Here is a 13,843-nt window from a genome sequence, read left to right as displayed (position 1 = left end):
TTCGAGGAAAGTGGAGACTGTTTTTCCTTTAGGTATGATACCGGATTACCATACATAGGCAGGTGATTGCAATCACCATGTCGAAGAAAATAGCTTAATGCAGCGTGTCGAATCTACTTTGTTCAGATGGAGGCTAAGAAGATGAGAAGTAGTGACTTTGTGGTGCAGCAACCGCGCAACAGGTTAAAAGGCTCTCTTCCTAAGATCGGAATCCGTCCCATTATCGATGGACGTCGAAAGGGAATTAGGGAGTCTTTGGAAGAACAGACGATGAATATGGCTAAATCGGCAGCCAAGTTGCTTACGGAAAACCTCCGGCATCCTAATGGTTTGCCGGTTGAGTGTGTGATTGCAGACACTACTATTGGTGGTGTAGGCGAGGCTGCTCAAGCGGAGGAAAAGTTCGCCAGAGAAGGTGTCGGTGTTACTATCTCGGTTACACCTTGTTGGTGTTACGGTTCTGAAACCATGGACATGGATCCCCATCGTCCCAAAGCCGTATGGGGCTTCAACGGAACGGAAAGACCCGGTGCGGTATATCTTGCGGCGGTGCTTGCCGCCCATAATCAAAAGGGGCTGCCCGCCTTTGGTATCTATGGACGAGATGTACAGGATGCCACGGATACGTCGATCCCACAGGATGTGGCGGAAAAGTTAATCAGGTTTGCCAAGGCAGGGCTGGCGGTGGCATCGATGCGGGGTAAATCCTATCTCTCCATGGGTTCTGTTTCCATGGGCATTGCCGGCTCAATCGTCAACCAAGAGTTCTTCCAGGACTATTTGGGTATGCGAAACGAATCCATAGATATGTCTGAGTTCACCAGAAGGATCGATGAAGAGATCTATGACCCGGAGGAATACGAACGGGCCCTGGCTTGGGTTAAGCGCAACTGTAAGGAAGGTCCGGACAACAACCCTGCCCGGATCCAAACCACCAGAGAACGGAAGGACTGGGAATGGGAATTCGTGGTTAAGATGGCCTTGATTGCCCAGGACTTGATGGTCGGCAACCCTCGCCTAGCAGAGCTGGGATTTGGAGAGGAAGCTGTGGGGCGAAATGCTATATTAGCGGGCTTCCAAGGTCAACGGCAGTGGACGGACCATTTCCCCAATGGTGACTTTATGGAGGCGATACTGAATTCCTCCTTTGACTGGAATGGAATCAGGCAACCCTTCTTAGTTGCTACAGAAAACGACTCGTTAAATGGCGTAGCCATGCTTTTTGGTCATCTGCTGAGCAACACCGCCCAGGTATTTGCCGATGTGCGGACCTATTGGAGTCCAGCCGCTGTAAAACGGGTAACCGGTAAGGAGCTTACTGGACTTGCGGAGAACGGGGTCATCCACTTGATCAATTCCGGTGCGGCTGCTTTAGATGGGACTGGGGAGCAAACTAGGGACGGAAATCCCGTTATGAAGCCTTACTGGGAGATCTCCTCCGAGGAGGCGAAAAAATGCTTGGATGCAGTGTCATGGCGTCCAGCTAGTCGGGACTACTTCCGGGGGGGCGGCTTCTCCTCAAACTTCGCCACTAAGGGTGGTATGCCCATTACTGTAACCCGGGTGAACATTATTAAGGGCTTAGGTCCGGTTCTGCAGATAGCTGAGGGTTACTCCGCTGAGTTGCCTAAGGATGTACATGACATCCTTGATCAGCGTACAGACCCAACTTGGCCGACCACCTGGTTTGCACCCATCCTGACAGGCAAGGGCCCCTTCAAGGACGTTTACTCAGTCATGGCCAATTGGGGCGCGAACCATGGCGCATTTAGCTATGGTCACATTGGTGCAGATTTGATTACCTTAGCTTCGATGCTACGGATTCCTGTTTCCATGCATAATGTATCCGAGGAGCGGATCCAAAGACCAAGTGCATGGGCTGCCTTTGGCACGTCGGATCTGGAAGGCGCTGACTATCGGGCATGTAAGAACTTCGGTCCATTATATGGATGAACCAAAACAAGGGGGCTTTGGCCCCCTTGGTCTTCGGAGGTGAGCAAATGGGCGAGCAACTAAAGATGCTGGCCTTTGACTTAGGCGCAAGTAGTGGTCGGGCCATGCTCGGTATTTATGAGGATGGGCGGCTGTCTATTCAGGAGATTCATCGCTTTGCTAATGAACCAGTCTCCCTACGGGGACATCTTTACTGGGATATCCTCCGTTTGTTTCACGAGATCAAGTGTGGTCTTTTGAAAGCTTTCAACTCCGGTCATACAGATATTTCCTCACTGGCGATTGATACTTGGGGAGTGGATTTTGGGCTACTAGACCGAAATGGTGACCTGTTGGGCAATCCCTATCATTACCGAGATGGACGTACAGATGGTATGATGGAGAAGGTATTTGATCTGATCCCTAAAGAGGAGCTATACAAACAGACGGGCATTCAGTTCATGAAGCTGAACTCTATTTTTCAGCTATTTGCCATGAAGGAGTATCAGGCTCATCTTCTCCGTGAAACAAAAACGATGCTTCTAGTTCCTGATTTGTTAAACTACTTCCTCACAGGTCAAATGGTGACGGAATACAGCATTGCCAGCACTACACAACTGCTGGATCCTGTGACCCGGATTTGGCATAGGGATCTAATAGATAAACTAGGGTTGCCAAAGGATATTTTTACCGAGATTGTGCCTCCTGGTACTGTGATAGGGAAGTTGCACCCGGACATTATCGCGGAGCTTGGTGCTGGGGAGAACATATCGGTGGTAACGGTAGGCTCCCACGATACTGCTTCCGCAGTGGCTTCGGTTCCGGCCTCTTCCGCGGATTTTGCCTATATTAGCTCTGGTACTTGGTCCCTTATGGGAGTAGAAATCGACCAACCCATTATTAATCTGGAGTCTGCCGGCTTAAGCTTTACTAATGAAGGTGGTGTGGCCAATAAGATCAGGTTTTTAAAGAACATTATGGGTCTTTGGCTTGTCCAGGAATGTAGACGGCAATGGCAGCGGGAAGGGGAGCAGTTAAGTTTCAGCCAATTGCAGGAACTGGCAAGGCAGGCGGAACCCTTTGTCTCGCTGATCGATCCCGATCACGAATCCTTCGTGGCTCCTGGGGATATGCCCACGCGAGTCCAGCAGTTCTGCCAACAGACTGGTCAGAAGGTACCTAAGACCAAGGGCGAAATCATCCGCTGTATTACGGAGAGCTTAGCTATGAAGTATCGGTTTACTATGGAAAGTCTCGAGAAGATATTAAACAGGGAGCTGTCGGTAATACATATGGTGGGTGGCGGTATTCAGGATGAACTGTTGTGTCAGTTCACCGCAGATTCCACAGGTAAGAAGGTACTTACAGGTCCCATTGAGGCGACCTCAATCGGTAACCTAATGGTACAAGCAATGGTAGCAGGAAAAGTGGCAAGCCTTGGTGAAATGCGTGATTGTATCGCCAGATCCTTCCCCCAGAAAGAGTATGTGCCCCAAAACACCAGGCAATGGTCTACTGAATACTCGAGATTTAAGGAGCTTCTGGCCTTTTAGGATAACCTTTAGCGACCCCAATTTTGGGGTCGTTTCCTTCCTCCCAGCACTTACCAGGAGTAGTCCCCACACAATTGTCGAATTAAGATAATTAAAAGCAAATATGCCTAAAAAGTCCGCAATTGGATAACCGGCAAGTGATGAGCTTAAGGGGGAGACATATGAAGCCAAGATTGCTTGTGTACATGGGGATTACATTGACGTGTTGCCTACTGTTAGGTGGCTGCTACAATTTAGAACAGGGTCCTAATACGGGGACGCCAAAGACCTATACCGTTAGACAAGGGGATACTCTCTGGCGAATAGCCCAGCGTTTTGGAACGCCGGTTGAAACTCTGAAAGCGCTCAACACAAAAACCGAAGAGCTTTACGTTGGTCAAGGGCTTCGATTGCCCGATGATGCAGTAGACCACTATCGTTTTGTCTTTGCTCCTTGGGAGATGGACCTATTCGCAAGATTGGTCCATGCCGAAGCAGAGGGAGAACCCTTCGAGGGGAAGGTGGCAGTGGCGGCCACAGTGCTAAATCGCCTTGCAGATCCCCGCTATCCCGATACAATCTATGGAGTTATTTACCAAGTGGCCGATGGGGCATATCAGTATAGTCCGGTTAAGGACGGTAGAATTGACCTACCGGCTGATGAAGATTCGGTCAATGCTGCCTATGAGGCCCTCTGCGGGAGGGATCCTTCCCTAGGAGCCAATGGCTTTTATAACCCGAAGAAAACAAGTAACCAATGGGTCCGTCAGCAACCTGTTACAACAGTGCTTGGCGATCATGTATTCTTTAGGTACTAAATATAAAAGGGTGCCTGCCAGGCACCCTTTCTAGATGTTGTAAGCGGCGCAGAAGGCCTCGTAGATGGCTTCAGTTGCCCTCCGGGGCCCTTTGGGAGATTATTGCTTCGGTAACCTATGGCTATCACTACGGTGTCGGCGGGCAGTTGGTCCCGTCTTCTTTTGATGGAGATATCAACATTATGATCGTTGATTCGCTCAACAGAGGCTGAGGTCAAAAGCCGTACTTTACACCGCTTGAGTCGTTCCAGGAGAAACGCCTTTCGTGCGGGACCAATGCTTAGTCTCACATCCTCTTGCATCTCGATGATAGATACCGTCCTCGCCAAATCTCCAAGGTAATCTGCTGTTTCAAGACGTAGCCCCCACCCCCAATGATCACAACGCTCTGTCCCGGCTCTACCCTTTGGGCTAGGAGGTCTGTGGCTAGTACCACGTGGGGTTTATCAACACCAGCGATATCCGGTTTTGACGGTATTGCACCGGTAGCGATAATCACCCCGTCGGGATTTTCGGACAGGATCCTCGCCCCCTCGGCAGGGGTATTCAGTCTAACCGTCACTTGTAGTTTATGCATTTGATCGATGAGCCATTGCACATCTTCTGTGATCTCAGATGTTCCCGGGGGCATGCCAGCTAGGCGCTATTGTCCGCCTAGGGTGCTACCAGCCTCAAAGAGGGTCACCTTACAGCCTCGGTGCCGCTGCCCCATTCCCGCAAGGCCTCACCACCTTCTTGTTAGCAGGAGAGAGGGGAGGAGACTCCTGTTCCCTGCCACAGGTGGGGTTTAGCATGCAGGTAACGTGCTTGCTCTCCAGCAGCAAGCGATCAACGCTACAAGCAATACAGCGGCGGCTCTCTCCGTTCCTACCTTCCTTAGCCTTCGTGGGCCACTGGGGATCAGTTAGCAATGCACGCCCAATGGCAATGAAATCCGCCTTTCCCTGGGCAATGATCTCTTTAGCCAGGGCTGGGTCGTTAATCCTCCCAACAGCAATTACCGGTATGTTCACAACCTTTTTGATCTCTGCTGCCGCCCAAACATTGAATCCCCGGAGTAAGATCCATCGGGGGCACGGTATATCGTAGTGTTTCATAGGCCCCTATGGAGACATGGATTGCATTGACCCCGTGGTTGGCCATCAGTACTGCGATCCTTTTGCGTCCTCAATGGTTAATCCATCCTTTACCTTCTCTTCGCCGCTGAGGCGGTAGATGATCGGATAACCAGAGCCTACCTTTCTCCTGATGGCATCAATGATCTCTAGGGCAAAGCGGGCTTGGTTCTTTAGGGGACCACCGTACTCGTCTTCTCTTTCCTTGGAATAGGCAGACATGAATGGGGCGATCAAATATCCGTGGGCGCCATGCACCTCTAGCGCATCAAATCCTGCCTCTTCCCCCGCCAAGCTGCGCTTGCATATGCATTTACTAATTCTTTGATCATTTCCTTAGTGAGTTCAACTGGCTCCTCTTGGCAAAGGGGAGTAGGGTATGGGTGATGGTGCAACGATCTTCATGCCCGTTACCCTAGAATTGGTTTGTCGTCCAGCGTGCCACAGCTGCAGGCATGCTGCCGCTCCCCCTTGGTGGATTACATCGACAAGATCACTCAGTCTGGGAGTGTATCTATCATCCCATAGGGCAAGACCCGCACCGCCACTGGTGGGATGAACCGCGGCAATTTCCACGCGGTATCCATCCCGACACCGTCTGGTGCTCTTACACGGTGGTAGTGGTACATCCGCTCGGTGACAAAACCTTCCGCGTCCTGCATACTTGACCCCATAGCAGGCATGATCAAGCGATTCCTAAGCTTCAAGGTACCAATGTGACCGGGTGAGAAAAGAAGCTGAAACATACACTGCATCTTTTTCAGAGATGGTCTAATCAATGCCTTTGGTTTAATGTCTGCTATGGGCCAAGTTTTATATCTATCTGTGACCAGGGGTCTGTTTGAACAGTTTTTTGGTGGGTGTTCACAAAGGCCCAAAGAGGCCTTTGTGTAAACTTGGCTGCTTCAACTCCCAAGCCTGTGTGTGGGGGAATGGATAGAACAATGGTCTATAATGCGAGCCAACGCTTTAGCGTCTTGGCATCCTCCAGGAAAGCTTCCGGTGCATCATCCCGCACAAACTCTAGGAGGATCCAACGTTCGCCTGTCAAGGACTTAACCACGTTTATGTACTTGCTCCATTCTGTCTCCCCTTCGGCTAGGGCTCGGCGAAGAGTATGGGGCTCCCAATGGAAGGCATGAATGTTACTTAGGTATGGGCGGACTTGCTGTAGTCCAGACAAACGATATCCTTCTTGGGTATCAACAGCCGGTTGCCAGTAGGTCTTAAAATTACTGACCCCAACATCGGTTAGGAACCGGACTGTGGACTCATTTGTATCGGTGATAGTTCCTCCATGGAACTCTAGAGCGATGGTGATGTTCTCTTTTTCGGCGAGCTTTGCTATTTGTCGGGCATCAGCCACTAGGGTTTGGTAATAGGAGCTGTCAACTCGGGAAGATGGCCTAACACCGCCCCAAACCCGGATGGTGGGTGCACCAAGGGTCTTTGCTGTATCTAGGACAGCGGAAAAACACAGATCCTTTTCCCCCAATCTGTAATAGGAGCCATAGGCCGCAGTAACAAGGCCCGCTTCTTGGGTGATGCGAGCTACTTCTTGGGCTGCTTTTAGATCTCCGTGGGGTACATGGACATCACCGCCCCATTCAATACCTGAAAGCCCGGCTTCTTTTACAAGATCCACAATCTCAACGGGTGATAACTTGCGAAAACTTATCGATACTAATCCAGCTTTAAGCATGAACGCACTCCTTTAGTAAATGAAATTAATCAGTTCTTCAACATAGTCCCAAACCAGGGTTGCTCCATAGGTATATCCAGGATAGGCCCAGCCAACGCCTGTTGGGTTTTCCCGGGCCCCAAGGTGCTCAACAAACAAAGCCGAACCTCGCTTAACGTAGACAAAGCGGGGACTTAGTAGGGTTTTGCCTGGAGGTAGGGCACTGGTGCTGGCGTAGGCGAATAAATGTTGGATGTGGGCCTCCACTCCCGTGGCCTCATCGGAGAAAATCGCTCCACATACCCCCTTTTCAAAACGTACCCGGGTCGGGTCGGCACCGTTGAGGGGGGTCAAGCCGTCGCTGGGAGTACCAGTGGCACCAAGACCGCAGAAGTTGTTCTGCCACGCCTGGACGATGCCGTCAAAACGAAACGCTCCAGTCTCCTTAACCGCTTGGGCAAGGGCTACATCTGGCCTGATTCCATAGTCGGGAGCGATGGTGTAGTACAGATCGGCTAGTACTTCCCTGTGGGGTGCTCTTTTGGCAAGCCAGGCCCGGGCCTGTTCCAAGGTAGCCACTGGTTCCCCACTGATAACTGTCATTGATTGAGTCCAGTCTACGTGGGAGTTAGGCCCAATGACAAGTCTGTGAGCAGGAATAAACCGCCGACCTGGTTTTGTCGGGGTAATACTGACTACATCCTGGAGATCGGTGATAGCCCATCGCCCCAAATGGTCGGTAACAGCCACGTGGGCGGGACTAGTATCTGTGGTTAGTGTGACATTAGCGATAGGTCTTCCCTTGTTATCGGTAATTCGGCCGGAAACGGAGTAGGCAAGACCAGGGGTTCTAGCACAGCTGACTAGAAGAAGGCTGCACATGGTCAAAACTAAAGCAAAACTGATCTTTTCCATCGGATGTACCCTTTCCTCTTGTCTGAGTGTTTTCATACTAGAGTACTTTTCGTCGCAACGGTAGTGATTCCCTGCTAGGGCCTAAACCCGCTCCAGGTAATCCTGGGCGCACTCCCTAACTAGGGGGCTGTTGCTTTGTGCTGCTTTCTTGATGAGTAACTTGGCATCTTTAGTTCCCTGGTTGGCCAGCAGGATAATGCCGTTGCGCTGTAAGGTGGATTTGCCGGCCCAGCCCATGGGAGTGGACCCGAGATGCTTGGTGAAACCCTTTGTAGATAACTCCATCAACCAGGCAAGATTCAAAGGATGGGCAAGTACACCTGTTGGAATAAACTCGTTGTGCAGGTTTGTTGGTGTATCATGGTTATGTGGACAGACCTCTTGACATCGATCGCAACCATAGAGGGAGTCTCCAAAAAGGGGCCACAGTTTTGGGCTAACGTAATCCTTACTCTGTGTCAGATAACTTAAACACTTGGTATGATCAAGACCAAAAGGTTGCAGTGCTTGGGTGGGACAGGCCTTGATACATCGATTGCAGCTTCCGCATCTAGATGGCAAAGGGGCACCAAAGGATGGGGTCAAATCAGAGGTTGTGATCATCTCTCCCAGAAACACCCATGAGCCCAATCTGGGTACAATGATGCAGTTGTTCTTACCATACCAGCCAATACCAGCAAGGTAAGCTGCTTCTCGATCGAACAAAGGACCGGTATCAACACAGACTCTAAATTCCGCCCCAGTAAGGTTTTCTAGGTACTGGCCTAGTTCTTGAAGCTTTGCAGAAAACACCCGATGGTAGTCCCTTACCCGGGCAAACCGTGCAACCTGACCTACCAATCCTGATGTGTGGGGTACGGTATTGTTATAGGAAATTGCTGTACAGAGAATGCTCTTTGCGCCAGGTAAAATCAGCGAGGGATCGACAGCCTTTGCTAGATCCTGGGGAGCCCATGGGGAAAGCTTGTTTTCCCTTCTTTGTAGCAGATGGGCCAAACGGGAGAAGCAGGAGACGGGGATGATGCTTAAAGCATCAATCCCCAGTTCGTATGCCCTTTGATAGAGCTTTTCGGTTAGCGTCAAAGGCAATCGCTCCCTATTTAGCGGACGGCGTACTCACGCTTTGCTAAGCGGAGGGCATCCTGAGCAATCACCAGTTCCTCGTCAGTGGGGATGACCATAACCCGAACCTTTGAGGAATCCTTAGAGATAGACTTTTCCTTACGGTTGCAGCCGTTGTTCTTCTCATCGTCAATCTCCAGTCCCAGCCACTTTAGATCACTACAAACGTCCCTGCGAACCAGCTTATCGTTTTCGCCGATTCCCCCGGCAAAGACTATGGCATCGACACCGCCCATGGCTACCCAAAAAGCACCTAGATACTTGCGAATTCGGTAGATAAAGACCTCATACGCAAGTTTAGCGCGCTTGTCGTCTGCGTCAACGGCGCTATGGATATCCCGCATATCTGAGCTGATCCCCGAGATACCCAAAAGACCACTCTGCTTGTTTAGCATGTCATCAATCTCAATAATGGACATATCCAGCTTTTCGGCAAGGAACCGGATTACCGCAGGATCCAAGTCCCCCGAACGAGTTCCCATGATCAAACCCTCCAAAGGGGTAAGACCCATGGTGGTATCAATGCAGACGCCGTTTTTAACAGCCGCCATACTACAGCCATTGCCAAGATGCAAGGTGATGATACGCAGCTGCTCTAGGGGCTGTTTTAGCAATTCTGCCACTTTGTGGGAAAGATACCGATGGGATGTACCGTGAAAACCGTATTTACGAATCCCGTGCTCCTGGTAAAGCTCGTAGGGTATGGCATAAAGAAAGGCCTTTTCTGGAATGGTCTGATGGAATGCCGTATCGAAGACAGCAACCTGCACAACATCAGGCATTAGTTCTTTGCATGCCTCAATACCCATAATATTTGCGGGCATATGCAATGGTCCAAGCTCAATGAAACCTTTAAGGGTGTCGATCACCTGCTCAGTAACAACTACCGAATTGGCGTAGCTTTCCTTGCCATGGAGTACCCGATGTCCCACTGCGTAAATATCCGAAAGACTATCGATTGCACCATATGATGCGTCCTGCAGGGTGTCTAGCACAAGTTTGAGTGCCTCTTTGTGGTTGTCGATGGATTGCTCAAGATTGAGTTTTCCATGACCATCATGGGTAAAAACATAATTACTAGAACCATTGCATCCGATACGCTCAACCAAGCCTGTGGCGAGGATATTGTTGTTCTTCATGTCATAGAGCTTATACTTGAGCGAAGAACTCCCACTATTAATAACTAGTACACACACAATACTTCAATCCTTTCTGCTGCTATCCCGGTTCACGACCGAGGCGTAAATGTTCTAGACTATTACCAAAAACCTCAGCAAACTTGTCTCCGTAATGCGCCATGATACGTACCTGGTAGATCTCATGTTTAATGTATTCCTGGGCAATCAAGACAAGGCTTGGGTTGGTTGTCCATGCTGCATGGGCTTCTTCGTGCATTGCTCCAATCAGAGCCTGTTCACCGTCGGAAGTAACAACGAACAAACGGCTATTCTGTTCGTCTCGGACTTCCTTTTCGTAGTCATGCACAAAAACTTGAGCACCATTCATGGTGCTCAGCTTTCCATAGGAAAGGATTACGACACGTGCTTTGCCTGGTAGTGCATCCTTTATATGTTCTGCTTCTTCGGGCCATAGGGCAACCAGGGCACGTTGCTGGCAACTAACCAGCATGTCGCAAGCCTTGGCGACGATGTTATCGTAGCCATGAATATTCCATATTTGATCTGAACCTTTTTCAACGAGAAGATCGGCGAAGTTGCGGTCAAGGAAATCGATCTTTTGTTGAAACTGCTGTTGACATTGCCGAAGAAGCTGCTTGGGATTGACTGCTACGTACTTAACCGGGTCTGAAAGGTTTGCCCAAAGGGCGCCTTTATCTTTGAGTCTGTCAATCGTCTCATAGATTTTTGAAGTGGGAATACCGGATAGTCTGCTTAGTTCGTAGCCAGTGACTGGTTGGCCTTTCTGCAAAGCAGCAGTATAAGCGCGGGCCTCATATTCCGTAAATCCCAGGTCCTTCATGTTTGTAATGACGTCCTGCAAGGAGCTCACCACACTACTTCGGTAGTCAAGAGTATTATACAAGGAAAGCTTATGCTTTTCAACCTCGTAAAAGGTGGCTTGTTTGCGCGCGACTGTTCATAATTGAGAAGGGAAAAGCACTGATCTTGTCGTACCTTTATTATACGACAAGTGGAAAGGAGCTTACTATGGCTAAAATATATCCTTTTTGTGGTGTGAGGTACAATCCTGAACGAACCGCTGGATGGTCCGAGGTGACCGCCCCGCCCTATGATGTCATATCCTCAGAGCAGCGGAACCAATACGCTGAGCAAAGCGAACACAATGTGGTGCATTTGATCCTTCCTGAGGGGAAGGGTGATGAACGTTACCAGGTGGCCGGCAAGCTTTTGCGAGACTGGCTTTCCAGTGAAGTGCTGGTTAAAGAGCAGCTTCCAGCTATTTACGTTTACTCCCAAGGATTCGAAGTAGAAGGCGTAGCATACGAACGTACCGGATTTATCTCCTTGATTCAGCTGGAGCCATTTGAAAACAAAGTGGTACTCCCCCATGAGAAGACTTTATCTAAACCGAAAGAGGATCGACTGAAACTGATGCGCGCCTGCATGGCTAATCTTAGCCAAGTTTTCGGTATGTATGCGGATCCCACCGGGACGGACCAGGAAGTATTCAATAAGGTAAAGGCTGCCAAGCCGGATGTGTTCTTTACCGACGATGAAGGTGTGACCCATTCGATGTGGGTGGTTACGGATCAGAAGCTAGTGCAAACTCTTCGCACTTTGTTAGAGGATAAGCAGGTCTACATAGCTGATGGGCATCATCGCTATGAGACCGCTTTGAATCTGAAAGGAGAACTAGGACAGGGGGGCAGTTCTGCCGAGGATGGTTTCAATTATTGTATGATGATGTTTGTGAACACAAATGATCCAGGGATGGTGGTATTACCGACCCACCGAATGGTGCATACTGTACCTGACTGGGACTTTGAGAAGTTCCTTCGGGACGCTACTCAGTATTTCTCGGTTCAAAAATGGGGCAAGACTATTAGTAACGAGGAACACCTGAGGGACTTTCTTGATACCTTGGAGGAGCAATCCAGAAAGGACCAGAAATGTGTTCTTGGTTTCTACGCGCAGGATGAAGCGTATATTCTCACTCTTATCGCCGATGAGGTGATGAAGGAGTTTTATCCAGATAAGCCGGAAGCATGGCGGAAACTTGATGTGGCTATTTTGCATTCATTGGTGTTTGAGCGGATGTTTGGGTTGACCCCTGAGAGTCAGTCGCGGCAAGAGAACCTAAACTATACCCGTTGTGCGGCGGAAGTGGTTTCGGAAGTAGATAGAGGTGTATATGAGGTTGGCGTATTCATGAATCCTACACCCTCCCAAGCGGTGAGCGATGTGGCCAACGCTGGCGAGACCATGCCTCAGAAGTCGACCTACTTCTATCCGAAACTAGCCAGCGGTCTGGTTTTCTATGATCTGACGGATCGAAACGATCAGAGGTAACTATGCAGGGCTTGCGGGAAGCTTTAGTTTCCCGCAAGCTTAAGCAACCATCACGACTTGGAGCTCATAACTGGAATACCTTGGATCGATGCTTAGCCTACTGGACCCGAACCATGCTGATCTTAGCAAACAGGAGGAATAGGTTTTGCGGTTACGGGTGCTGCTAAGGATGATCAAAGTGGAGCACACCTTATTCTCTTTACCCTTCGCCTACCTAGGAGCGATTTTGGGTGCTAAGGGAGCTCCCCCTTCGGATAAACTACTCTGGATTAGTCTGGCTATGCTCGGGGCTCACAGTGCGGGTATGGCCGTGAATCGACTTGTGGATCTGGAGTTTGACGCGTTAAATCCCCGTACCCAAGATCGGGCGTTGCCCTGCCAATTGGTTACTTCCCACGATGTATACTGGTTTGTCTTCTTTTCCCTAGCTCTGTTTTTTGTTGCTTCTGCATGCTTAAACCGAATTTGTCTGATGCTATCTCCAATTGCGGCCTTTGCTTTGGTTTTTTACTCCTATACGAAACGCTTTACCTATCTGTGCCATTTTTGGCTGGGTTTTGTTCTAGCCCTAGCGCCAGTAGGGGGATGGCTTGGCGTAACAGGGAGGTTCAATCTGCCGCCGTTTTTACTAGGCCTTGGGATATGTCTTTGGGTAGCTGGGTTTGATGTTATCTACCAAAGTGCTGATGTTTCCTTCGATGCGCGGATGGGTCTATACTCTATACCCCGTTGTTTTGGGATTCGACCGAGCATGAAGCTTGTACTTCTTTTGCATTTATTTGCGGTGGTATTCTTTTTTCTTGTAGGTTACACGGCCTTGCTAGGGGTCTGGTACTACGTGGGCTTGTTGGTCGTACTAGCGGTCTTTGTTATTGAAGCTAAGATTATCCTAGGAGGTGTTCTGGAGGAATTTATGGAGGCTTTTGATATGAACCTGGTGGTGAGTTCGGTTCTTCTAGCCTCTGCTTTGCTGGATCTATTCATTAGTAAATAGACATAACCTGCCACAGGGATGAACGACTCATTGCTTCTTTTGTTTTTGGGACTGGGTATGCTTTCTTTCACTGATATTCGGTTATCGTATCTCCTTTGTCACCGAATAGTTGTAGAAAGCCCAGCACTTCCGCAACTAAGATGGGAAAACCAGGTTAAGGAATAGTGTTTATGCACGTTAGGCACAGTATCATATGTATTGGGAACTATCGAAAAAGTTATCAGGCAATTCGCGCGCATCGAT

11 protein-coding genes and 2 pseudogenes are annotated in these 13,843 nt (G+C 49.5%); 5 read left to right on the top strand and 8 right to left on the bottom strand.

The features are described from left to right. Window positions 1–141 precede the first annotated feature (141 nt). From M0Q40_08545 to M0Q40_08535, 3 genes are all read left to right on the top strand, one after another. A complete protein-coding gene (locus tag M0Q40_08545; protein ID MCK9222653.1) occupies window positions 142–1,953 on the top strand; it encodes an L-fucose isomerase in 1,812 nt (603 codons plus the stop codon). Window positions 1,954–2,000: 47 nt separating this feature from the next. After that, window positions 2,001–3,485, top strand: a complete 1,485-nt coding sequence (locus tag M0Q40_08540) for a rhamnulokinase (GenBank protein MCK9222652.1) — start codon at window positions 2,001–2,003, stop codon at window positions 3,483–3,485. A gap of 161 nt (window positions 3,486–3,646) precedes the next feature. Continuing rightward, window positions 3,647–4,282 (top strand): cell wall hydrolase, encoded by a 636-nt coding sequence (locus tag M0Q40_08535; GenBank protein ID MCK9222651.1) that lies wholly within the window; start codon window positions 3,647–3,649, stop codon window positions 4,280–4,282. A gap of 286 nt (window positions 4,283–4,568) precedes the next feature. Here the strand turns inward: M0Q40_08535 and M0Q40_08530 are convergent, their stop codons facing one another. The 8 genes and pseudogenes from M0Q40_08530 to M0Q40_08495 all read right to left on the bottom strand — a co-directional run bounded on the left by M0Q40_08530 (window position 4,569) and on the right by M0Q40_08495 (window position 11,095). Continuing rightward, on the bottom strand, window positions 4,569–4,913 hold the full coding sequence (locus tag M0Q40_08530) for a hypothetical protein (protein ID MCK9222650.1): 345 nt from the start codon (window positions 4,911–4,913) through the stop codon (window positions 4,569–4,571). A 55-nt stretch (window positions 4,914–4,968) separates the two neighbouring features. Further along, window positions 4,969–5,655, bottom strand: a pseudogene (locus M0Q40_08525) (tRNA-dihydrouridine synthase). 87 nt (window positions 5,656–5,742) lie between these two features. Then, window positions 5,743–6,071, bottom strand: a pseudogene (locus M0Q40_08520) (hypothetical protein). Window positions 6,072–6,346: 275 nt separating this feature from the next. After that, the gene (locus M0Q40_08515; GenBank protein MCK9222649.1) at window positions 6,347–7,099 is read right to left on the bottom strand and encodes a sugar phosphate isomerase/epimerase; all 753 of its coding nucleotides are present in this window, start codon (window positions 7,097–7,099) and stop codon (window positions 6,347–6,349) included. A 12-nt stretch (window positions 7,100–7,111) separates the two neighbouring features. Beyond that, window positions 7,112–7,993, bottom strand: a complete 882-nt coding sequence (locus M0Q40_08510; protein ID MCK9222648.1) for a glucosaminidase domain-containing protein — start codon at window positions 7,991–7,993, stop codon at window positions 7,112–7,114. A gap of 81 nt (window positions 7,994–8,074) precedes the next feature. After that, complete coding sequence (queG, locus tag M0Q40_08505) at window positions 8,075–9,076, bottom strand: tRNA epoxyqueuosine(34) reductase QueG (protein ID MCK9222647.1); 1,002 nt, start codon at window positions 9,074–9,076, stop codon at window positions 8,075–8,077. Between the two features lie 17 nt (window positions 9,077–9,093). Next, complete coding sequence (locus M0Q40_08500) at window positions 9,094–10,311, bottom strand: acetate kinase (protein ID MCK9222646.1); 1,218 nt, start codon at window positions 10,309–10,311, stop codon at window positions 9,094–9,096. Window positions 10,312–10,333: 22 nt separating this feature from the next. Beyond that, complete coding sequence (locus M0Q40_08495; GenBank protein MCK9222645.1) at window positions 10,334–11,095, bottom strand: hypothetical protein; 762 nt, start codon at window positions 11,093–11,095, stop codon at window positions 10,334–10,336. A gap of 188 nt (window positions 11,096–11,283) precedes the next feature. Here M0Q40_08495 and M0Q40_08490 point away from each other — a divergent pair, with 188 nt between their 5' ends. Together M0Q40_08490 and ubiA are read left to right on the top strand one after the other, a co-directional pair. Then, window positions 11,284–12,606 (top strand): DUF1015 domain-containing protein, encoded by a 1,323-nt coding sequence (locus tag M0Q40_08490; GenBank protein ID MCK9222644.1) that lies wholly within the window; start codon window positions 11,284–11,286, stop codon window positions 12,604–12,606. Between the two features lie 145 nt (window positions 12,607–12,751). Beyond that, window positions 12,752–13,600: a putative 4-hydroxybenzoate polyprenyltransferase gene (gene ubiA, locus M0Q40_08485; GenBank protein MCK9222643.1), complete on the top strand. Its 849-nt coding sequence runs from the start codon at window positions 12,752–12,754 to the stop codon at window positions 13,598–13,600. The last annotated feature ends 243 nt before the right edge of the window (window positions 13,601–13,843 follow it).

The organism is Limnochordia bacterium (genome assembly GCA_023230925.1).
GTDB lineage: Bacteria > Bacillota > Limnochordia > DUMW01 > DUMW01 > JALNWK01.
The sequence above is the reverse complement of the archived record's forward strand: the minus strand, read 5'-3'. Positions and strand labels throughout refer to the sequence as shown.

Coding starts and splice junctions, on each gene's coding strand:
- M0Q40_08540 (MCK9222652.1), top strand. CDS start 2,001: ATGGGCGAGCAACTAAAGATGCTGGCCTTTGACTTAGGCGCAAGTAGT.
- M0Q40_08535 (MCK9222651.1), top strand. CDS start 3,647: ATGAAGCCAAGATTGCTTGTGTACATGGGGATTACATTGACGTGTTGC.
- M0Q40_08495 (MCK9222645.1), bottom strand. CDS start 11,095: ATGAAGGACCTGGGATTTACGGAATATGAGGCCCGCGCTTATACTGCT.
- M0Q40_08545 (MCK9222653.1), top strand. CDS start 142: ATGAGAAGTAGTGACTTTGTGGTGCAGCAACCGCGCAACAGGTTAAAA.
- M0Q40_08515 (MCK9222649.1), bottom strand. CDS start 7,099: ATGCTTAAAGCTGGATTAGTATCGATAAGTTTTCGCAAGTTATCACCC.
- M0Q40_08530 (MCK9222650.1), bottom strand. CDS start 4,913: ATGCCCCCGGGAACATCTGAGATCACAGAAGATGTGCAATGGCTCATC.
- M0Q40_08490 (MCK9222644.1), top strand. CDS start 11,284: ATGGCTAAAATATATCCTTTTTGTGGTGTGAGGTACAATCCTGAACGA.
- M0Q40_08510 (MCK9222648.1), bottom strand. CDS start 7,993: ATGGAAAAGATCAGTTTTGCTTTAGTTTTGACCATGTGCAGCCTTCTT.